Source organism: Actinomadura sp. WMMB 499, assembly GCF_008824145.1.
Lineage (GTDB): Bacteria > Actinomycetota > Actinomycetes > Streptosporangiales > Streptosporangiaceae > Spirillospora.
The window spans coordinates 447,549-467,808 of sequence record NZ_CP044407.1 but is presented as its reverse complement, the minus strand read 5'-3'; the positions used below and the strand labels follow the sequence as shown (position 1 = coordinate 467,808).

Annotated in this window: 19 protein-coding genes; 7 read left to right on the top strand and 12 right to left on the bottom strand. The window is 73.7% G+C overall.

The annotated features are described in order from the left end of the window. Nucleotides 1-7: 7 nt before the first annotated feature. The 9 genes from F7P10_RS02210 to pdhA form a co-directional block, all read right to left on the bottom strand. A complete protein-coding gene (locus tag F7P10_RS02210; RefSeq protein ID WP_176611267.1) occupies nucleotides 8-997 on the bottom strand; it encodes an MCE family protein in 990 nt (329 codons plus the stop codon). A gap of 83 nt (nucleotides 998-1,080) precedes the next feature. Further along, nucleotides 1,081-2,160 carry an MCE family protein gene (locus tag F7P10_RS02205; protein ID WP_151007840.1) on the bottom strand — a complete coding sequence of 360 codons (1,080 nt, stop codon included), beginning with the start codon at nucleotides 2,158-2,160 and terminating at the stop codon, nucleotides 1,081-1,083. Continuing rightward, nucleotides 2,157-3,341: an MCE family protein gene (locus tag F7P10_RS02200; protein WP_151007839.1), complete on the bottom strand. Its 1,185-nt coding sequence runs from the start codon at nucleotides 3,339-3,341 to the stop codon at nucleotides 2,157-2,159. The genes F7P10_RS02205 and F7P10_RS02200 overlap by 4 nt, the downstream gene beginning before the upstream one ends. Further along, a complete protein-coding gene (locus tag F7P10_RS02195) occupies nucleotides 3,341-4,411 on the bottom strand; it encodes an MlaD family protein (RefSeq protein WP_151007838.1) in 1,071 nt (356 codons plus the stop codon). The genes F7P10_RS02200 and F7P10_RS02195 overlap by 1 nt, the downstream gene beginning before the upstream one ends. Continuing rightward, nucleotides 4,408-5,259, bottom strand: a complete 852-nt coding sequence (locus F7P10_RS02190) for an ABC transporter permease (RefSeq protein ID WP_151007837.1) — start codon at nucleotides 5,257-5,259, stop codon at nucleotides 4,408-4,410. The genes F7P10_RS02195 and F7P10_RS02190 overlap by 4 nt, the downstream gene beginning before the upstream one ends. Beyond that, on the bottom strand, nucleotides 5,259-6,053 hold the full coding sequence (locus tag F7P10_RS02185; RefSeq protein WP_151007836.1) for an ABC transporter permease: 795 nt from the start codon (nucleotides 6,051-6,053) through the stop codon (nucleotides 5,259-5,261). Before F7P10_RS02185 ends, F7P10_RS02190 begins: the two co-directional genes overlap by 1 nt. Nucleotides 6,054-6,714: 661 nt before the next feature. After that, nucleotides 6,715-8,058: a dihydrolipoamide acetyltransferase family protein gene (locus tag F7P10_RS02175; RefSeq protein WP_151007835.1), complete on the bottom strand. Its 1,344-nt coding sequence runs from the start codon at nucleotides 8,056-8,058 to the stop codon at nucleotides 6,715-6,717. Next, the gene (locus F7P10_RS02170) at nucleotides 8,055-9,071 is read right to left on the bottom strand and encodes an alpha-ketoacid dehydrogenase subunit beta (RefSeq protein WP_151007834.1); all 1,017 of its coding nucleotides are present in this window, start codon (nucleotides 9,069-9,071) and stop codon (nucleotides 8,055-8,057) included. The genes F7P10_RS02175 and F7P10_RS02170 overlap by 4 nt, the downstream gene beginning before the upstream one ends. Before the next feature lies 1 nt (nucleotide 9,072). Beyond that, complete coding sequence (gene pdhA / locus F7P10_RS02165; RefSeq protein WP_151007833.1) at nucleotides 9,073-10,236, bottom strand: pyruvate dehydrogenase (acetyl-transferring) E1 component subunit alpha; 1,164 nt, start codon at nucleotides 10,234-10,236, stop codon at nucleotides 9,073-9,075. Nucleotides 10,237-10,398: 162 nt separating this feature from the next. On the opposite strand from pdhA, the gene F7P10_RS02160 reads away from it, so the two are divergent. Next, nucleotides 10,399-10,863, top strand: a complete 465-nt coding sequence (locus F7P10_RS02160) for an Lrp/AsnC family transcriptional regulator (RefSeq protein WP_218040333.1) — start codon at nucleotides 10,399-10,401, stop codon at nucleotides 10,861-10,863. Nucleotides 10,864-10,931: 68 nt separating this feature from the next. Here F7P10_RS02160 and paaZ read toward each other — a convergent pair whose 3' ends face one another. After that, complete coding sequence (paaZ, locus tag F7P10_RS02155) at nucleotides 10,932-12,983, bottom strand: phenylacetic acid degradation bifunctional protein PaaZ (RefSeq protein ID WP_151007831.1); 2,052 nt, start codon at nucleotides 12,981-12,983, stop codon at nucleotides 10,932-10,934. A gap of 129 nt (nucleotides 12,984-13,112) precedes the next feature. On the opposite strand from paaZ, the gene paaA reads away from it, so the two are divergent. The 5 genes from paaA to paaE are packed head-to-tail and all read left to right on the top strand — an operon-like array spanning nucleotide 13,113 to nucleotide 16,907. Then, a complete protein-coding gene (gene paaA, locus F7P10_RS02150) occupies nucleotides 13,113-14,078 on the top strand; it encodes a 1,2-phenylacetyl-CoA epoxidase subunit PaaA (protein ID WP_218040332.1) in 966 nt (321 codons plus the stop codon). After that, nucleotides 14,075-14,368 (top strand): 1,2-phenylacetyl-CoA epoxidase subunit PaaB, encoded by a 294-nt coding sequence (gene paaB / locus F7P10_RS02145; RefSeq protein WP_151007829.1) that lies wholly within the window; start codon nucleotides 14,075-14,077, stop codon nucleotides 14,366-14,368. Before paaA ends, paaB begins: the two co-directional genes overlap by 4 nt. Before the next feature lie 13 nt (nucleotides 14,369-14,381). Then, complete coding sequence (paaC, locus tag F7P10_RS02140; RefSeq protein WP_151007828.1) at nucleotides 14,382-15,302, top strand: 1,2-phenylacetyl-CoA epoxidase subunit PaaC; 921 nt, start codon at nucleotides 14,382-14,384, stop codon at nucleotides 15,300-15,302. Beyond that, nucleotides 15,296-15,823, top strand: coding sequence for a 1,2-phenylacetyl-CoA epoxidase subunit PaaD (gene paaD / locus F7P10_RS02135; RefSeq protein WP_151007827.1), 528 nt, complete (start codon nucleotides 15,296-15,298; stop codon nucleotides 15,821-15,823). Before paaC ends, paaD begins: the two co-directional genes overlap by 7 nt. Before the next feature lies 1 nt (nucleotide 15,824). Further along, nucleotides 15,825-16,907, top strand: coding sequence for a 1,2-phenylacetyl-CoA epoxidase subunit PaaE (gene paaE, locus F7P10_RS02130; protein ID WP_151007826.1), 1,083 nt, complete (start codon nucleotides 15,825-15,827; stop codon nucleotides 16,905-16,907). Here paaE and F7P10_RS02125 read toward each other — a convergent pair. Continuing rightward, a complete protein-coding gene (locus F7P10_RS02125; RefSeq protein ID WP_151007825.1) occupies nucleotides 16,895-17,536 on the bottom strand; it encodes a TetR/AcrR family transcriptional regulator in 642 nt (213 codons plus the stop codon). The genes paaE and F7P10_RS02125 overlap by 13 nt on opposite strands. 53 nt (nucleotides 17,537-17,589) lie before the next feature. Then, on the bottom strand, nucleotides 17,590-19,119 hold the full coding sequence (locus tag F7P10_RS02120; protein ID WP_151007824.1) for an MDR family MFS transporter: 1,530 nt from the start codon (nucleotides 19,117-19,119) through the stop codon (nucleotides 17,590-17,592). Nucleotides 19,120-19,483: 364 nt separating this feature from the next. On the opposite strand from F7P10_RS02120, the gene F7P10_RS02115 reads away from it, so the two are divergent. Next, nucleotides 19,484-20,260 (top strand): IclR family transcriptional regulator, encoded by a 777-nt coding sequence (locus F7P10_RS02115; protein WP_151007823.1) that lies wholly within the window; start codon nucleotides 19,484-19,486, stop codon nucleotides 20,258-20,260.

Here is a 20,260-nt window from a genome sequence, read left to right as displayed (position 1 = left end):
GTGGCTCCTACTGGCAGTTGGAGTAGGGGGGCGGGAGCGGGCAGGGCACGTTCTCGTTGATGGTCGGTTCGCGGAGGATCGCGGCCAGGTAGGACCGCACGAAGTTGTCCATGGTCACCCGCAGCTTGATCGCCCGCTTCTCGGGGTCGTAGGCGTTGACGAACTGGAAGCCGATGCCGGGCAGTGCCTGGAGGAGCTGGCCGAGCCGGTCGGCGTTCGCCCGGACGAGCAGGGAGAGCTGCGCGAGTTTCTCGAGGTCGCCCGGCAGGGTCTCGCGGTACTGGTCGATGAGCTCCTCACCGCGCTCCACGAGATCGGCGATCTCCTGCACCAGCGTGCGGATGCTCTGCCGCTCGTTCGCCAGCGTCGTGGACGCCTGCGAGAAGTGGCCGACCAGCTCGCCGAGCGTCTTCTCCCGGCCCTTGACCACACCGGTCAGCCGGTTCAGGTTGCGGGCGATCTCCAGCAGCCGCTCGTCCTGTCCGGCGAGGTTGTTCATGAGCCGCCCGGCCTCCTGGAACGCCTGGTTGAAGGCCTTCCCGTTGCCGTCGAGGCTGCCCGCGGCGGCGCCCAGCGCGGCATCGGCCTTCGCGGGATCGACGCTGTCGATGAGCCTGCCGAACGACTGGAGCGCCTCGTTGACCTCGACCGGCACCTGCGTCCGCTCGGTCTGCAGGACCGCGCCGTCGGCGAGGCGCGGCGCGCCGGGGCGCCACGCGGGCGCGAACGTGAGCGTGCGCTCGCCGATCAGGCTCAGCGGGACGATCGCCGCGTTCGCGGTCGCGGGCAGCGGCACGTCGTCGTCGATCTCCGCGACGACGCGCACCCGGCCGCCGACCGGGGTGACCGATCGGACCGTCCCGACGTCGATGCCCATCACCTGGACCTGGGAGCCCGGGTAGAAGGACACGGCGCGGACGAAGTAGGCGGTGACGCGGTAGCTCCCCGAGCCGGCGAAGGGGCCCGGCAGGACGCTGCACGAGCTGAGGGCCAGCACGACCGCGGCCGTGACGAGCGCGGTCCTGGATCGTCGGGTGCACGCGGATCGTCGGGTACACGTGGATCGTCGGGCGTTCGGCGTCATTCCTCGACCTGTCCCGTCGGTACCTGGGGGAAGTTCGGCGGGTTGAAGTTCGGCTGGGGGCCGACCACGCCCGGCTGGACCGGGCCGAAGCCGACGAACCCGCCCTCCATCCACCGGCCCTCGCGGCTGCCGCTGGTGCTCATGCCGAAGAAGGCCGGGCCGAACCAGGCGAGGGCGGTGTTCATGGCCGGGAGGTTGTCGCCGGTCGCCGTCTCCATCGTGAGATGGAAGTCGTCCAGCACCGTCTCCAGCTGTTTGCGGTGTTTCGTGAGCACCTCGTCGAGGCTCTTGACGACCCTGCTGCCGCCGCCGAGCGTCGAGGCAAGCTCGTCGCGGCGCAGGGCCAGCTCCTCCAGCAGGCTCTCGCCGTACTCGAGCAGCTGCGCGAGCTGCCTGTCCTTCTTCGCGAGGGTGCCGGTGAGCTTCTCGCCGTTCTCGATGATCGCGTTCATCTGCGGCCAGGAGTCGTTCAGCCCTGCGCTGACCTTCCGCAGGTCGGCGAGCATCTCGCCCATCTTCTTCTGATCCGGCAGCTCGACCTCGGCCGCCTCGGTCAGCAGCCGGTCGATCGACCGGGAGTCGAGGCGTCCCGCCATGTCGGACGCCGAGCCCAGCGCGGTGCTCAGCGAGTACGGGACGCTCGTGCGCTCCGCCGGGATCCGCCGCTCCCCGTCCGGCCGGTCCTCCAGGTAGGGCGCGACGACCGGTCCCGACAGCTGGAGGAAGTGGCCGCCCAGCAGGTTGGACAGCCGGACGTCGGCGTGCATCCGCGGCCCCAGCTCCACGCCCGAGTCGACGTTCCAGGTGATGACGACGTGGCCGCGGCCGAAGTCGGGCGAGATGCCGGTGATCTCCCCGACCTTCACCCCGGCCAGCCGCACCTCGGCGCCCTTCCGGATGCCGCCCGTGCCGGTGAACACGCCGCTGACCGTGTAGCCGCCCCGGAAGAGGCCGAGCGTCCCGTACGCGTACGTCGCGATCAGCACGGCCGCCAGCGCCGGGATCGTCACGAGGGCGATGCCCACGGGGTCGCGGTCGCGGAACGAGCGGGTGAACGCGCCCTTCCAGCGGCTCATCCCCGGCCCCCTTCCCGGCCGGCCCCGGCCGCGGCGCCCTGCCCGCCGTTCTGCCCGCCGGTCTGGTCACCGAGGAAGAGGATCTGCACCATCGCCCGGTAGACCCGCTGCTGGTCGGGCGTCAGCCGCGCCTCCTCGGGGCTCACCGCGGGGCTCTGCCCGCCGCTCCCCGAACCGGCGGCCGGGGGCGGCGGCAGCTGCATGGGGAAGGGGCACGTCTCGGCGTAGACGATGTTCATGCACAGGGCGTTGCCGCGCAGGAACTTGCCGCCGCTCATGAGCGAGAGGAGCGCCTGCAGCGCGGACGGCAGGCTCTTGATCATCTGGTCGATGTCCTCCATCCGGCTGTGCGCGACCTCCATCAGCTCGGACGTGCCGTCCACCAGCCGCCCGAGCTGCGGGGCGGCGTCGCCGAGCACCTCGTCGAGCCCCGAGGTCAGGCCCTCCAGCCGGACGGCCGCGTCCCCGATCGCGGTGCGGTTCTGCGCGAACGCCCGGGTGAGGCCCGACAGGTTGTCGATGGTCTGCGCGATCTGCCGGTCGCGGGCGGCCAGCGCGTCGGTGACCGTCCGGTAGTCGGAGATCATCTGCTCGATCGTGCCGGTCCGCGTGCTGAGCATCCGGAGGATCGTCCCCAGGTTCGCGGTCATCTGCCGTATCTCGTCCTGGTTCCCGTCCAGCGCGACGGCGAACGACTGGAGGATCTTGTTGACCTCGCCGGGATCGATGCCGCCGAGCAGCGGCGCCAGGTCGTTGACGAGCGCGCCGAGGTCGGCCGCCGACCGCGTGCGGGTCAGCGTGCGGCCGTCCTTCAGCATCACCGGGCTGGCCCCGGTCTCGAGGTAGACCTCCCGGTTGCCGATGAGGTCCTTCCAGCGGACGACCGCCGAGGAGTCGTCCGGGAGCCGCAGCGACTCGCGGACCTCCAGGCCGACGACGGCCCGGCCCTTCTCCACCTCGACGGACGTCACCTGCCCGACCTCGGTGCCGGCGACCTTCACGGGGTCGCCCTCCCGCAGCCCGCTCACGTCGTCGAAGGACGCACGCAGCTCCATCCCGCCGCCGAGGTTCGTCCCTGCGATCCGGAAGCCCAGGTAGACGGTCAGCAGGGTCGTGACGATGCCGAAGGCCAGGAACCGGCGCGCGGCGCGGCCGTCCAGGCTCGATGTGCGCCGCGCCATCAGTCGCCCCTCTGCCCGGCACCGGCGTGCGGATCCTCGGGGATCGCCGGCTCGACCGGTCCGCAGATGCCGGGCAGCGTCTCGCAGAGCAGGTCGTTCGACTCGACGTGGACGGTCACCCGCGACAGCAGGGTCCCGTGCGGGCCCGGGATGTTGGCGATGCCGGCGAGCTGGGTGAGGACCGAGCCGCTGGCGCTGATGAGGTCGGGGTAGTGGCGGCGGTTGTCGTACAGGACCCCGGTGGCCGGGTCGACCGACCGGATGATCCGGCCGGACGCGCCCGGATCCGCGGCCAGGATCCGGTCGAGCGTGCGCGCCGAGTCGTTCAGCCCGGTGAGCAGCCGGCCGAACTGCTCGGAATCACCGGTGACCGAGGGCAGGACCTTGTTCAGGTCGCCGGTGATGCCGGCGATCTCGTCGCCGTGCTCGGCCGCCGTCGCGGCGAGCGCCCCGCCGTCGCGGGCGATGCCGCCCAGCTCGTCCGAGCGCCGCGACGTCACGCCGAGGAGCTTCGCCGAGTCGTCGATCAGGCCGCCCAGCGCTTCGCCCCGGCCGCCGAGGCCGCCGTTCAGCGCCGCCATGATCGTGGCGAGGTCCCGCGGGCCGAGCGCCTTCAGCAGTTCCAGCGCGGGTTCGGCGACATCGGTGAGCTCCTGCGGGTCGGTGGTCCGCCGGATGGTGCCGCCGTCGGAGAGGAACGGCCCCGTGCCCTCCTCCCGGCCGAGCCGCAGGTCGACGTACTTCGGCCCGAACGCCGACAGCGGGACGATCGCCACCTCCGCGCCGTCCGGAACCCGCACTCCCGGGTCGATGCGCAGCGTGACCCTCGCGCGGCCGGCGTCGGTGAGCGCCACGTCCGACACCTGGCCGACCGTGACGCCGCGGACCCGGACGTCCGAATCGGTGGTCAGGCCCTCGCCGGCCCGGCCGAAGACGGCGTTCAGATGGATCGATCCCGGGTGGGTCTCGCGCAGCGCCAGCAGCGACACCACCAGGCAGGCGGTCAGCACGGCCGCCCCGGTGACGCCGAAGCGGAGCCGCGAGCGCGGTGTCAGGTCAACGGTCCTCATCCCGTCAGGCTCACTGTTCCGCCGTCGCCCCAGAAGATGTAGGACAGCAGCAGGTTGGCCATGATGATCGTCACCATGGACTCGCGGATGGCCTGCCCGGTGGCCAGCCCCACGCCGACCGGGCCGCCGCTGGCGTTGTAGCCGCGGTAGCAGTGGACGAGCACGATGATCACCGTGAACACGACCACCTTGACGACGCTGTAGAACACGTCGATGGGCGGCAGGTACAGATGGAAGTAGTAGTCGTAGATCCCCGGCGATATGCCGAAGAAGTAGATGGAGATGAGCCGGGTCGCGAAGAAGCTGGCGAACAGCGCCAGCAGGTAGAGCGGCACCAGCGTGATCAGCGCCGCGGCGAGCCGCGTGCACACCAGGTAGGCCAGCGAGTTGATCCCCATGACTTCCAGCGCGTCGATCTCCTCGGAGATGCGCATCGCGCCCAGCTCCGCGGTGAACGAGCCGCCGAGCTGGAAGATCATCGCCACTCCGGCGATGATCGGGGTCACCTCGCGCACGTTGGCGTAGCTGGCGATGATCCCCGCGAGCGACTCGACGCCCACCCGCTGCAGCCCCGGGATGGCCTGCAGGCCGACCGTGGTGCCGGTGAAGAACGACATGAAGAAGATCACGGTGATCATTCCGAGGCCGATCACGACCGCGCCGACGCCGGCGCTGATGTCGCTGACCTGCCGGACGACCGTCTTCAGGTGGCGGCCGCGCGCGACGTCCACGACCAGGTGGTGCAGCACCCGCCCGCAGAACACGACGAACTCGGCGAACTCGGGGGTCTGCCGCGGCCGGGCGCGGCGCAGGGCGACGGCGGCGCGATGCGGGACGATGGTGGTCATCAGATCCTCGGCGGGAAGAGGCTGTACGCCAGGGTGGAGATCACGTAGTTGGCCGCGAAGACGAGCATCGCCGCGATGACGGCCGCGCGGTTGACCGCCCGTCCGACGCCGCTGGCGCCGTAGCCGCAGGTCATGCCCTTCCAGCAGGCCACGGCCGCGGCGATGAAGCCGAACACCCACGCCTTGAACAGGGTGATCAGCAGGTCGGAGAGCTGCAGCAGCGACGTCGCCTCGCCGAAGTAGGAGCCGGGCGTCACCCCTCCCTGGACGACGTTGAAGAAGAAGCCGCCGGCGACGCCCGCGAGGATGATCAGCGAGCAGAGCATGACGCCGACCGTGCTGGCCGCCCACAGCCGGGGCGTCACCAGCCGGTGGACCGGATTGATGCCCAGGACCTCCATGGCGTCCAGTTCCTCGCGGATCCGCCGGGAGCCGATGTCGGAGGTGATGGCCGACCCGGCGGCCCCCGAGATCAGCAGCGCGGCCGCCATCGGGGCCACCTGCGTCACCAGGGCCTGCACCACGGTGGCGCCGGTGCCCGACTCCGCGCCGATCTGCCGGATGATCTGGCCCACCTGGAGCGCGATCGTGCCGCCGAGCGGCAGCGCGATCAGCATCACCGGCAGGGTCGTGACGCGGGCGACGAACCAGCACTGCTCGACGTACTCCGCCCCCCACCGGCGCACGTTCCACGTCTTCCGGAAGCCCTCGAGCGTGATCGCGAGCAGTACGCCGGTCGGCTCGAGCCAGCCGAAGGCCCGGCGGCGCCGCAGGTGGAGGCGGGTGGTCACCATGAGAAGGAGTCGCTCCTAAAGTGAGATCGACATTCTCGGACTGGTGTAATGCGTTAACTGAATACGTGGTGTGTGATTTTCGACTCAGAGAGCGACAGTACACTCTGGCCAGAGCCGTACTGTCAAGAGCGGATGCCGATGTTGTGCAAGGGTCCAAAGAGGCCCGCGGACGCACGGATCCCTCGCGGCCCCGTGGCCCCAGGTGCGGTGACGGAGCTCGGGCCGCATCCGATCTGAAACATGCAAGTTCGCTGAGAATCGTTCACGCCGAGGGTGCTGAGCCTCGAGGCCGTTGCGCGGCAGGGGGTGCCGGGCTGGTCGACGAGGGCGACGCCATCGTCGTCGGCGCCGGGACGACCACCCGGGAGCCGGCACGCGCGCCGGCGGCCTTCGACGCGCTCACCGTGGTGACAGACTCCCTGCCGGGGGGCGCTCCCGCCGACCGGCCCTTCCGCGCCGCTTCCCGCCGCTTCCCGCCGCCTGTCGCCGCCGCTCCGCGTCCCGGGCGGTGCGGCCGCGGCGGCGGCTCCGGGAGGTGTCCCGGAGCGCGCGGACCAGCGCCCGCGAGTAGATCCCGATGAAACCCACGGCCCCCCGATCATGATCACTTCCCTGAACGATCATGGGGCCCGGGTGATTCCGCTCCGCCCGGACGTGCGCGTCACACGTCGGCGAGCAGGACCGCCGGGTTCTCCACGAGATCGGCCACGTGCCGCAGGAAGCCTCCGGCGGCGCCGCCGTCGCAGACCCGGTGGTCGAACGTGAGGGACAGCTGCGTCACCCGGCGCGGCACGACCGCGTCGCCGACCACCCACGGACGGGCGACGACGCGGCCCACGCCCAGCAGCCCGGCCTCGGGATGGTTGATGATCGGGGTCGACCCGTCCACGCCGAACACCCCGTAGTTGTTGAGGGTGAACGTGCCGCCGGTCAGGTCGGCGGGCGGCAGCTCCCCGGCGCGCGCGAGGGCGGTGAGCCGCGCCAGCTCGGCGGCGAGCCGGGCGGTCGTCAGCAGGTGCGCGTCCCGGATCACGGGCACCACGAGCCCCCGGTCGGTCTGCGCGGCGAACCCGAGGTGGACGTGCCCGTGCCGGACGATCTCGCCGCGTTCGGCGTCGACCGACGCGTTCAGCTCGGGGAACCGCCGCAGGCCGTCCACGCAGATACGGGCCAGCAGGGCCAGCAGCCCGACACCGAGGCCGGGCCGCGCCTCGCGCAGCGCGTCCCGCGCCGCGAGCAGCCCGGTGGCGTCGGCGTCCACCCACGTCGTCGCGTCGGGGATCTCGCTGCGGCTGCGGACCATCTTGTCGGCGACCGCCCGGCGCAGCCCGCGCAGCGGGATCCGTTCCGCGGCGAACCCGCCCGCGATGCCGCCCGCGGGGGCCGCTTCGGGCGGCGGGCCGGCCGGGCCCCGGGCCGCGGCGACGGCCCGGTCGACGTCGCGGCGCAGGATCACCCCGCGCGGCCCGCTCGGGGGCACCCGCGCGACGTCGATGCCGTGCTCGCGGGCGATCCGGCGGACGAGCGGGGAGATCACGCGGGGCGCGTGCCGCGCGGGCTTCGCCGCGGGGGCGGCGCCGCCCCCGCCCCCGCGGCGCCGCCGGCGCGATCCGGACGGGCGGCCCGTGCCGTAGCCGATCAAGACGTTGCCGGATCCGGCCCGCTCCTCCTCGCGGTACCGGGCGGCGGCCGAGTCGTCGCCCGCCCGCTCGCCCGCCCGCTCGTCCGGCGCGGCGCCGTCGTCGGCGCCGTCATCGCCGCCGACCTCGATGAGCGGTGCGCCGACCGCCAGGACCGCGCCGGCCTCCGCGTGGAGCCGCAGCACCGTCCCGGCGTGGGGCACCGGCACCTCCACGACGGCCTTGGCGGTCTCGACCTCGACCACGATCTGGTCGACCGCGACCGTGTCGCCCACCGCGACCTTCCAGTCGACGATCTCGGCCTCGGTCAGTCCCTCGCCGAGGTCGGGCAGGCGGAAGACCCGCCCCGGCGCGGCGGCCGTCATGACGCCTCCCGGGCGAGGTGCAGGAGGTCCGGCTCGTCGCCGAACTGGAGCCGGTCGACCGCGTCGAGGATCCGGTCGGCGTCCGGCAGGTGGGCGTGCTCCAGGTGCGGCGGCGGGTAGGGGATGTCGAACCCGGTCACCCGCAGCACCGGGGCGGCCAGCGAGTGGAAGCAGCGTTCCTGCACCCGCGCCGCGATCTCGGCGCCGACCCCGGCGAACCCCTGCGCCTCCTGGACGACCACGCAGCGGCCGGTCTTGCGGACGGACGACACGACGGTGCCGTCGTCGAACGGGACGATCGTGCGCAGGTCGACGACCTCGAGGTCGATGCCGTCCCGCGCCGCGGTCTCGGCGGCCTCCAGGGCCACCGGAACGGTCGGCCCGTAGGCGACGAGCGTCGCGTCCGCCCCTTCGCGCCGCACCGCCGCCCGCCCGAACCCGGCGGGCCGCCCCGCGGCGCCGCTCGTCCCGCCCTTGGCCCAGTACAGCCGCTTGGGCTCCATGAAGACCACCGGGTCGGGGTCGCCGATCGCGTCGCGCAGCAGCCAGTACGCGTCGTCGGGGGTGGCGGGAGTGACGACCTTCAGGCCGGGGGTGTGCGCGTAGTAGGCCTCGCTGGAGTCGCAGTGGTGCTCGACGCCGCCGATGCCGCCCGCGTAGGGGATGCGGATCACCATCGGCAGGGACAGCAGGCCGCGGGTGCGGTTGCGGGTCTTGGCGACGTGCGAGGCGATCTGCTCGAACGCCGGGTAGGCGAAGGCGTCGAACTGCATCTCGACGACCGGGCGGAAGCCGCCCATGGCCATGCCCACGGCGAGCCCGACGATCCCGGCCTCGGCCAGCGGCGTGTCGAAGCAGCGGTCCTCGCCGAACTCGGCGGTCAGCCCGTCGGTGATCCGGAAGACGCCGCCCAGCGGGCCCACGTCCTCGCCGAAGACGAGCACGCGCTCGTCCTCGCGCAGCGCGTCCCGCAGCGCGCCGTTCAGCGCCTGCGCCATCGTCGACTCGGTCATCTCACTCCTCCGCGGACAGTTCGGACGCCAGCAGGTCCCGCTGCTCGCGCAGCTGCGGGGTGGGCTCGGCGAAGACGTGGTCGAACAGCTCCAGGGGGTCCGCCTCCGGGTCGGCGTTCATCCGCTCGCGGAGGCGCGCGGCGAACTCCTCGGCGGCCGCGCCCGCGGCGGCCGCCTCCTCGGGGCCGAGCAGGCCCCGGCCGCGCAGGTGGGTCTCCAGCCGGGCGATCGGGTCGGCGGACTCCCACCGCTCGACCTCCTCCGCCGTCCGGTACCGGGTGGCGTCGTCGGCGTTGGTGTGGGCGTCCATCCGGTAGGTGTGCGCCTCCACCAGGGACGGGCCGCCGCCCGACCGGGCGTTCGCGACGGCCGCGTCGAGCACCGACAGCACCGCGACGAGGTCGTTGCCGTCCACCTGCTCGGACCGGACGCCGTACCCCACCCCCTTGTACGCCAGCGAGGGGGCCGCGGTCTGCCGGGCCAGCGGCACCGAGATCGCGTACCGGTTGTTCTGCACGAAGAACACGACCGGGGCGTTCAGGACGGCCGCGTAGTTGAGCGCCTCGTGGAAGTCGCCCTCGCTGGTGCCGCCGTCGCCGACGAACGCCATCACGACGGCTCCCTCGCCCCTGCGGCGCAGCGCGTCGGCCAGCCCGACGGCGTGGACGGTCTGCGTCGCCAGCGGCGTGCACTGCGGTGCGACGCGGACGGCCGCCGGGTCGTAGCCGCAGTGCCACGAGCCGCGCAGCAGGGTGAGCACCTCGACGGGGTCGAGACCGCGGGCGACCAGCGCCACCGAGTCCCGGTAGGTCGGGAACAGCCAGTCGTCCTCCCGCAGCGCGAGCACGCCGCCGATCTGGCAGGCGTCCTGGCCGCGGCTCGACGGGTAGACGGCGAGCCGCCCCTGCCGGGTCAGCGCCGTGGCCTGGGCGTCGAAGCGGCGGCCGAGGACCATCCGGCGGTACGCCTCCAGCAGCCGCCCGTCCGCCGGCGCCGCGTACCCGGCGGGCGGCTCCACGGCCGTGCCGTCCTCGGCGACGAAGCGGACCGGGACGGGCGAGGGGAGCAGGTCGCCGACCCCCTGCCCGGCGGCGGTACGCCCGTGCGCGGTCGTGGGCTGCGCGGTCGTGGGCTGTGCGGTCGCGGGCCGCGCGGTCACGGACATGGCGTCGCTCGCTTTCTCTGGACGCTTGTTAGGAGGAGCGTCCGCCGTGCCGGCCATCTGTTCAAGAGTTCGGGCAGAATGAGCGACAAGTGGGCACTTGCGGGACGAACGGAGGGCCGAATGTCCAGCGAAGAAGGTGTTGCACGCGGTGAAACCGGACGAATGGCCGGCCCGCTGGACGCGGTGGACCGGGCGATCATCGCCGAGCTGCTGCGGGACGGACGCATGTCGGTGCGGGCGCTGGCCGAGCGCGTCCACATCTCCCGCGCCAACGCCTACGCGCGGCTCACCCGCCTGACCGACGACGGGATCATCACCGGGTTCACCGTCGAGATCGCGCCGCACCGGGCGGGCCTCGGCACCAGCGCCTACGTCTCGGTGACGATCGAGCAGAACTCCTGGCGGGACCTGTCGGCACGGCTGCGGGAGATCCCGTACGTGGAGCACTTCGCGATGGTCGGCGGCGACTACGACGTCCTCGTGCTGGTCAGGGCCCCGGACAACGCGGCGCTGCGGCACGTGGTGCTGGAGTGCATCCAGGACATCCCGGGCGTCCGCGCGACCCGCACCTGGCTGGTCTTCGACGAGGCCCACGGCCGCGGCGCCGGCTGGGGCGCGGACGGCTGAGCCGGCCCCGGCCCCGGCCGCGGCCCCGCCCGCGGCCGGGCGGCCGGGTCGGGGCCGGGCGGGTTCCGTCAGTTCCCGGGCGCCGGAGGCCAGGTCTTGGCGACGAGGGTCAGCACATCGTAGGTCGCGACCGCCTCGCCGTCCTGGTTCGTCACGACGGCGTCCCAGCGCACCTCGCCGTAGCCGGCGCCCGAGCGCGGGGTGATCTGCTTGACGGTCAGCGTCACCGCGATCGTGTCCCCGGCCTTGACCGGGGTGAGGAAGCGCAGGCGGTCCACGCCGAAGTTCGCCAGCACCGGGCCCGGCGCGGGGTCGACGAACAGCCCGGCGGCCAGCGACACCACCAGGTAGCCGTGGGCGACGATGCCGCCGAACAGCGGGTTCCCGGCCGCGGCCTCGGGATCGGTGTGCGCGTAGAACGTGTCGCCGGTGAACTCGGCGAAGTGGGCGATGTCGTCGAGCGACACGGTGCGCGGGCCGCCGGCGATGGTGTCGCCGATCCGCAGGTCGGCCAGCGACCTGCGGAACGCGTGCTCGCCGGGGTCGGTGCGCGCGGCGCCCGCCGTCCACCGGCCGGTGACCGCGGTGAGCAGGTCGGGCGACGCCTGGACGGCGGTGCGCTGCATGTGCGCGAGGACGCCGCGGATCCCGCCGAGCTCCTCGCCGCCGCCCGCCCGTCCGGGACCGCCGTGGACGAGCGAGGGCAGCGGCGAACCGTGCCCGGTGGACTCCTTCGCGTCGTCCCGGTCCAGCACGAGCACCCGGCCGTGCCAGGGCGCCAGCCCGCGGACGACCGTCCGCGCGACGTCCGGGTCGTGCGTGACGACCGACGCGGCGAGGCTGCCCCGGCCCCGCGCGGCCAGTTCGACCGCCGCGTCCACCCCGTCGTAGGTCAGCACCGTGCTGACCGGACCGAACGGTTCCACGTCGTGCGGCTCGGCGGCGCCCGGACGTGCCCGCAGCAGCAGCGGCGTCATGAACGCCCCGCGCTCGGGGTCGCCGTCGAGGAGCGGGCCCGCGCCGGCCGGGTCCCCGGCGACCACCTCGGCGGCGGCCCGCAGCGCCTCGACGGCCTTGCGCACCTCGGCGCGCTGCCCGAGGCTCGCGAGCGCGCCCATCCGGACGTCCGGGTCGCGCGGATCCCCGACGGTCACCTTCGCCAGCCGCGCCGCGAGGGCCTCGATCACCGCGTCGGCCATCGGAGCCGGGACGAGCGCCCGCCGGATCGCGGTGCACTTCTGCCCCGCCTTGACCGTCATCTCGGTGACGACGCCCTTCACGAACAGGTCGAACTCCGGATCGTCCGGGCGTACGTCCGGCCCGAGGATCGAGCAGTTGAGGGAGTCGGCCTCGACGCCGAGGCGGACGCCGCCGTCCAGTACGTTCGGGTGGCGGCGCAGCAGCCCGGCGGTGTGCGCGGAGCCGGTGAAGGCGACGGAGTCCTGGACGGTGAGCCGGTCGAGCAGCCCGTCGGGGCTGCCCGCGAGGAGCTGCAGGGCGCCCTCCGGCAGGATGCCCGAGTCGATGATCTGCCGGACGGCGAGTTCGGTGACGTAGGCGGTCTGGCTCGCGGGCTTGACGATCGACGGCAGCCCCGCGAGGAACGCCGGGGCGAGCTTCTCCAGCATCCCCCAGACCGGGAAGTTGAACGCGTTGATCTGCACCGCGACGCCCGGCCGGGACGCGAACACGTGCTGCCCGGCGAACGTCCCGCCCTTGCCCAGGCGCTCCAGGTCGCCGTCCAGGACGATCGTGTCGTTCGGCAGTTCGCGCACGCCCTTGCTCGCGTAGCCGAACAGGGTGCCGATGCCGCCGTCGACGTCCACCGCCGTGTCCCGCGCGGTGGCGCCCGTCCGCACCGACAGGGCGTACAGTTCGTCCTTGCGCTCGGTCAGGTGCTTGGCGAGCGCCTTCAGCAGGGCGGCCCGCTCGTGGAACGTGAGCGCGCGCAGCGCGGGGCCGCCGGTCTCGCGGGCGTGCCGGACCATCTCCCCGACGTCGGGGCCACGCCGCGCCAGCCGCGCGACCTCCTCGCCGGTCGCTGCGTCGAGCAGGGGTTCCCCGTCGTCGTCCGCGCGGAACCAGCGTCCGGCGGCGTAGCTCTCCAGCAGTGGGCTCACGCTGTCTCCTCTCCGAGGCCGGCGGGTGCGGGCGGCGGGCCGGCACCCCCTCTTGCGCCGGGCGGCGGTCTCGTGTCACGTTATTACTGATCGAACGGTAAGTAAATGCGTCGACGCCGGGAGGGACCAGTGACGACGACACCCGCGGAACCGGGCACCGGCCCGGACGCGGCGCTCCGGGCGGCGTTCGACGCGACCATCGGCCGGGGCGACCGCGTGGAACCCCGCGACTGGATGCCGGACGCCTACCGCAGGACGCTCGTCCGGCAGATCGCCCAGCACGCGCACTCCGAGATCATCGGGATGCAGCCCGAGGGCGCCTGGATCGGCCGCGCGCCGTCCCTGCGCCGCAAGGCGATCCTGCTGGCCAAGGTGCAGGACGAGGCCGGGCACGGGCTGTACCTGTACTCGGCCTGCGAGACCCTCGGCGTCTCCCGCGCCGAGCTGACCGACCTGCTGCTGGCGGGACGGCAGAAGTACTCGTCGATCTTCAACTACCCGACGCCGTCCTACGCCGACGTCGGGACGATCGGCTGGCTCGTCGACGGCGCCGCGATCTGCAACCAGGTGCCGCTGTGCCGCACGTCCTACGGCCCGTACGGCCGCGCGATGATCCGCATCTGCAAGGAGGAGTCGTTCCACCAGCGGCAGGGCTACGAGCTGCTGATGACGATGATGCGCGGGACGGACGAGCAGCGCGCGATGGTGCAGGAGTCGGTGGACCGGTTCTGGTGGCCGGTGCTGATGATGTTCGGCCCGCCGGACGCCGACTCACCGAACAGCGCGCGGTCGATGGCCTGGGGCGTCAAACGCAACTCCAACGACGAGCTGCGGCAGAAGTTCGTGGACATGACCGTCCCGCAGGCCGCGGCGCTCGGCGTCACCCTGCCCGACCCGGAGCTGCGCTGGAACGAGGCACGCGGCCACCACGACTTCGGCGAGCCCGACTGGGCCGAGCTGGCCGCCGTCATCGGCGGCGACGGGCCCTGCAACGCGGAGCGCATGGCGCACCGGCGGGCCGCGCACGAGGACGGCGCGTGGGTGCGGGAGGCGGCCACCGCGTTCGCCGACCGCGCGGAGGAGGGAGCCGGATGAGCGCCGACCGGCGGGAATGGCCGCTCTACGAGGTGTTCGTGCGCGGCAAGCGCGGCCTCAACCACGTCCACGTCGGGTCGCTGCACGCGCCCGACGACGCGATGGCCCTGCGGCACGCCCGCGACGTCTACACGCGGCGCAACGAGGGCGTGAGCATCTGGGTCGTGCGCGCCGACGCGATCACGGCGTCCAGCCCGGACGAGAAGGACCCGCTGTTCGCCCCGAGCGGCGACAAGGTCTACCGGCACCCCACCTTCTACGACATCCCCGGCGACGTGCCGCACATGTGAACGGAGGCGGGCGATGACGAACGACGATCACGGCAGCGTCTTCGACGGACTCGTCGAGGGCGCCGGAGACGCGTCCCGGTGGGCCTTCGGCACCGGGTTCGAGGACCCCCTCGCGGGCGTCGACACCGCGCCGCCCGCCGGCGCCGACCCCGCGGCCCTCGCCGCGTACTGCCTCATGCTCGGCGACGACGCCCTGATCATGTCGCAGCGGCTGGCGGAGTGGTGCAGCCGCGCCCCCGACCTCGAAGATGACATCGCGCTCGCGAACATGGCCCTCGACCTGCTGGGGCAGGCGCGGCTGCTGCTGTCGCGGGCCGCCGCGGCCGACCCGGCCGCCGTCCCCGCGCTGCCCGCGGGCTCGCCCGTCCCGCCGGAGGACGCGCTCGCCTTCTTCCGCGACGCGGGCGCGTTCCGCAACGTGCGGCTCGCCGAGGTCGCGAACGGCGACTTCGCGCACGTCGTCGTCCGCCTGCTGCTGCTCTCCACCGTCCGGCTGGCGCTGCTCGACCGGCTCCGCGCGAGCCGGGACGGCGTCCTCGCGGCGGTCGCGGCCAAGGGCGTCAAGGAGGTCGCCTACCACCGCGACTGGGCCGGCCGCTGGTTCCTCGTCCTCGCGCGGGGCACCGCCGAATCGCGCCGCAGGCTCGTCGCCGCGCTGGACGCCCTCTGGCCGCTGCTGCCCGAACTCCTCGCCCCGCACCCCGTCGAGGTCTCCCTCGCGGACATCGGCGTCGGCGTCGATCCGGCCTCGCTCTCGGCCGAAGTGGACGCCGTCCTCGCGCGGGTCCTCGAGGTGAGCGGCGTCCAACGCCCGGCCGGCGTGTCCCCGGAGGCGCGGGGAACGGGCCGCGACGGCGACCACACCGCCGCGTTCGGCCCCCTCCTCGCCGAGATGCAGGAGGTCGCGCGCGCACACCCGGCGGGGCTCTGGTGACCGCCCGCGACCGCGCCGTCCGGCGCGCGAGGGACGCCGCCGCCGGGGTCCGCGACCCGGAGATGCCGATGCTCACCCTCGCCGATCTCGGCGTCCTGCGCGGCGTCGAGCTGACCCCGGACGCGGACGGCGGCGAGACGGTCGTCGCCGCGATCACGCCCACCTACACGGGCTGCCCCGCCCTGGCGACCATGCGCGACGACCTCGTCCACCGGCTGGGCGACGCGGGCTTCGACCGCGTCGAGGTGCGCGTCGTCCTCGACCCGCCCTGGTCGAGCGACTGGATCTCCGAGCGCGGCAGGGCGGCGCTGCGCGCGGCCGGGCTGTCCCCGCCCGGCCCCGCCCGCCGGACGTCCGGCCCGGTGCCGCTCACGCTCGGGCCGCCCCGGCGCGCCCCCGCCTGCCCGCGCTGCGGCTCGACCGCCACCCGCCGCACCTCCGAGTTCGGCTCGACCGCCTGCAAGGCGCTCTACCGCTGCACCGACTGCCTCGAGCCGTTCGAGCACGTCAAGGAGATCTGAGATGCCCGCTCCCGCGCCCGCGCCCGCCCGGTCGGCGGTCTTCCACGAGCTGACCGTGGCGGCGGTGGACCGGCTCTGCGAGGACGCCGTGGCGATCACGTTCGCCGTCCCCGGCGAGCTGCGCGAGGCGTTCGCGTTCCGCGCCGGGCAGTCGCTCACCCTGCGCCGCGTGATCGGCGGGCGGGAGCACCGCCGGACGTACTCGATCTGCGCACCGGCCGGGGCCGCCCCGCGCATCGGAATCCGCGAGATCCCGGACGGCCTGTTCTCGTCCTGGCTCGTGCACGAGGTGACGCCCGGGACGCGCATCGAGGTGCGGCCGCCGTCCGGCTCGTGGCAGGCCGATCCGGCGGCGGGGGAGCGGCACCTGTGCATCGCCGCCGGGTCGGGCATCACCCCGATGCTGTCGGTCGCCTCGACCGTCCTGACCCATCCGGCCGCCCAGGTGTCGCTCGTGTACGGCAACCGGACGAGCCGCACCGTCATGTTCGCCGAGGAGCTGGGCGACCTGAAGAACCGGTACGGGCCCCGGCTCCAGCTCGTCCACGTGCTGTCCCGCGAGCCCCGCGACGCCGAGCTGTTCTCCGGCCGCCTCGACCGCGACCGGCTGCACCGCCTGCTCACCGGCCCCGTCCCCGCCGAGGTGTTCGACCGCGTCTGGCTCTGCGGGCCGTTCCCGATGGTCGAGGACGCGCGCGCCGTCCTCGACGGGCTCGGCGTCCCGCGCGACCGCGTCCACGTCGAGCTGTTCTACGTGGACGCGCCCCCGCCGGAGCCCCGCCGCGCCGCCGGGACGCCGTCCGGGGCGACGACCGAGCTGACCACGGTCCTCGACGGCCTGCGCACCACCTCGACCGTCTCCCGGGAGACGACGATCCTCGAGGGCGCCCAGGCGACGCGCGCCGACCTGCCGTTCGCCTGCAAGGGCGGCGTCTGCGGAACGTGCCGCGCCGCCGTCCGCGCGGGCGAGGCCGACATGCGCCGCAACCACGCCCTCGAACCGTCCGAGGTCGACGCCGGGTTCGTCCTGACCTGCCAGACGTTCCCGGTCGGTGCCGCCCTCACCGTCGACTACGACGCCTGATCCGGCCCCCGCCCGTCCCGCCGGGTGAGCCCCTCGAAGGCGACGGTGGTGATCGCGTCGGCGACGGTCGCCGGATCGTACGCCCCGTCCGCGCGGTACCACTCGACCAGCGAGTTCACCATGCCGAACAGCAGCCGGCTCACCAGCGCGGGCGGCAGGTCGTCGCGCAGGGCGCCCTCGGCGGCGGCCTCCGCGACCAGCGCCGCGAGCCGTTCGTCCAGGCGCCGCCGCCGGTCGAGGGCGGCCATCTCGACGCCGCTGTTGCCCCGCACCCGCAGCAGCAGCGTGACGGACGGCTGGTGCGCCACCAGCACCTCGACGCCGCGCCGCACCACCTCGCGGAGCCGCTCGTGGGCCGTCCGCCCCGCCGGTGCCTCCGCCGCCTCGGTGACCACGGCGGTCAGCTCGTCGAGGGCGTCGTCCAGCGCCAGGCCGAGCAGTTGCTCCTTGCTCGTGACGTGGTGGTAGATCGCCGGTTTCGTCAGCCCCAGTTCTTTGGCCAGGTCGCCCATGCTGGTGGCGTCGTACCCTTTGCGGTTGAACAGCTCCACCGCCGTGCGGAGGATCGCCTCCTGGTCGTAGCCGGGGCGGCCGCGCCGGCGGCGCGGCGGATCCGGTTCAGCCGTCACGGGCGCCTCCCCCTCGCGGGTTGCCGCGGGGCCGGTTCACGGTGCTCCCGCCTTCATGGTGTCCGCGTCGCCCGCCCGTCGTCCGGCAGCTTCGCGCCGTCCGGCGGCTCCGCGCCGCCCGCACCGTCCGCGCCGTCGTGGGGCAGGGCCGGAGCGCGCTCGGGGGCCGGGCGGACGAACAGCGACACGACCACGGCGAGCAGGCCGATGCACCCGGCGACGACGAACGCGGTGCGCAGGCCGCCTTCGTCGGGGGCGCCGGAGCCGGCGGCGCTGCCGTGCGCGGCGACGGTGACGAACACGGCCGTGCCGAACGCGCCCGCGACCTGCTGGAGCGTGGCGAGGATGGCGCTGCCGTGGGAGTGCAGGTCGTCGGAGAGCACCCCGAGCGACTCGGTCATCAGCGGGGTCATCATCATCCCGAGCCCGACCATGAGCACGACGTGCACGGCGATGACCACGCCCAGCGGCGAGCCGTCCCCGAGCGTGGTGAACAGCCACAGCGACACCGCCATGGCCAGGGCACCGGGGATCACCAGGGGACGGGCCCCGAACCGGTCGAACAGCGCACCGACGGGACGTCCGAGGAGCCCGAGGGCCAGCCCGCCCGGCAGCACGGCCAGCCCGCTGACGAACGTGCTGGTGTGCAGGACGGTCTGCAGGTACAGCGGCAGCAGGATCGCCGCGGCGCCCAGCATGCACATGAACAGCAGGGCGGTCAGGACGAGGGCGACCACGAAGCTGCGGTGGGTGAACGGGCGCAGGTCGAGCAGGGCCCGGCCGCGGCGCTGCAACCGCAGCTGCCGCGCCACGAACACGGCGAGCGCGACGGCCCCGGCCGCGATCGGCGCCCACGCCGGCACGGCGTGCTCCCCGCCGCCGGACTCCCCGATGGAGGACAGCCCGTACAGCAGACCGCCGAACCCGGCCGCGGACAGCAGCACCGAGAGGACGTCCAGCGGCACCGGCCTGGTCCGGGAATCGAGCCGCAGCCAGATCGCACCGATGAGCAGCGCGGCGAGCGCCAGCGGGAGGACGATCCAGAACATCCAGCGCCACCCCAGCGAGGACAGCACCGCCCCGCCGATGGTCGGCCCGACCGCGGGCGCGACGGCGATGACGATGGTGATCGTGCCCATCATCGAGCCGCGCCGCTCGGTCGGTACCAGGCGCATCACCGTGGTCATCAGCAGCGGGATCATCACCGCGGTGCCGCACGCCTGGATCACGCGCCCGGCCAGCAGCATCCCGAAGCCGGTGGCCGCCCCGCTGAGCAGCGTGCCCAGGGCGAACAGGGTCAGCGAGGCCAGGAAGATCCGGCGCGGGGTGAACCTCTCGAGCAGGAACCCCGTGGTCGGGATCACCACGGCCATGGTCAGCAGGAATCCGCTGGTCAGCCACTGCACCGTCGTGGTGGAGACGTCGAGTTCCTCGCCCAGGTCCCGCAGCGCGACGCTCAGGATCGTCTCGTTCAGGATCATCACGAAGGCCGAGGCGACCAGGACGCCGATCAGCAGGCCGGCCCGCGCGGCCGGGGCCGGAGGGTCGGTGCCCGCGGGGGCGGCGTGCACGGGATCGGTCATGGAGAAGCACCTCGTGGGGGCGGCGGGAGACCGGGCCTCGATGCGGTGGGCATCGCCCGGCGGGCGGCGGAACGGACGGTACGGACGGGACGGACGGGACGGTCGGTCAGCGAGCGCCGGCCGGCGGCGGACCGGTGCAGGTGCCGGGGCCGGACGGCCTCGGCGCGGCGGGCACCGGGGTTCGGGATGTGACCATCCCGACGAGTCTAGACGGCGGCGGGGCGGGGCTCGCCCAGCGCACCCCCGCGAGTAAAAACCGCGTTACGTCCCCATTCGGGCTTGACCGTAATGACTGACCAGCGGATACAGTGCGGCTCAGAAATAGCAACGCTGTTGCGATAAACGCAACAGAAAGGTGGTCGCGGTGGGCGAGCCGGGACGCGGTACGGCCAAGACCCTCGATCGGGGGCTGCTGGTGCTGCTGGCCTTCCAGCATCGGACGGAATGGGGGGTCAGCGAGCTGGCCAGGGAGCTGGGGCTCGACAAGGCGGTCGCGCACCGGCTGCTGACGACGCTCGCGCACCGCGGGTTCGTGCTGGCCGACCCCGGCACCCGGCGGTACCGGCTCGGCGCGGCGGTCGGCGTGCTCGCGCGGGCCGCGGAGCGCGGCGGGACGCTGGAGGCGGCGGCCCGGCCGCAGCTCACCGCGCTCGCCCGCGAGCTGGGCGAGAGCGCCGTTCTGAACGTGCCGCACGGTGCCGGCTACCGGACGGCGCTGGCGGTGGACGCCGCCGGGCCCATGCGGTACTCGGCCATCGTGGGGGAGACGCTCCCGGCCCACGGCGGCGCCGCCGGGCACGCCATCTTCGCGTTCTACCCGGACGACGACGTCCGGCGGCTGCTGGGCGCGGGACCGCTGGAGCGGTTCAGCGACACCACGGTCACCGACCCCGGCGAGCTGCGCGAGGTCTACGCGCGGGTCCGCCGGGAGGGGGTCTCGATCTCGCACGGGGAGTACGACCTCAACGTCACCTCGGTCGCGGCGCCGGTGTTCGCCGCCGGGGAGGTCGTCGGCTCGCTGGTCGTGATCGGCCCGCACCACAACGTCACGGAGAAGATCGACACCACCATCGCGCGGGTGCGCGGCGCGGCGGGGTCGCTGAGCCGCCTGCTCGACGGCGGCGGGGCCGAAGAGCAGTGA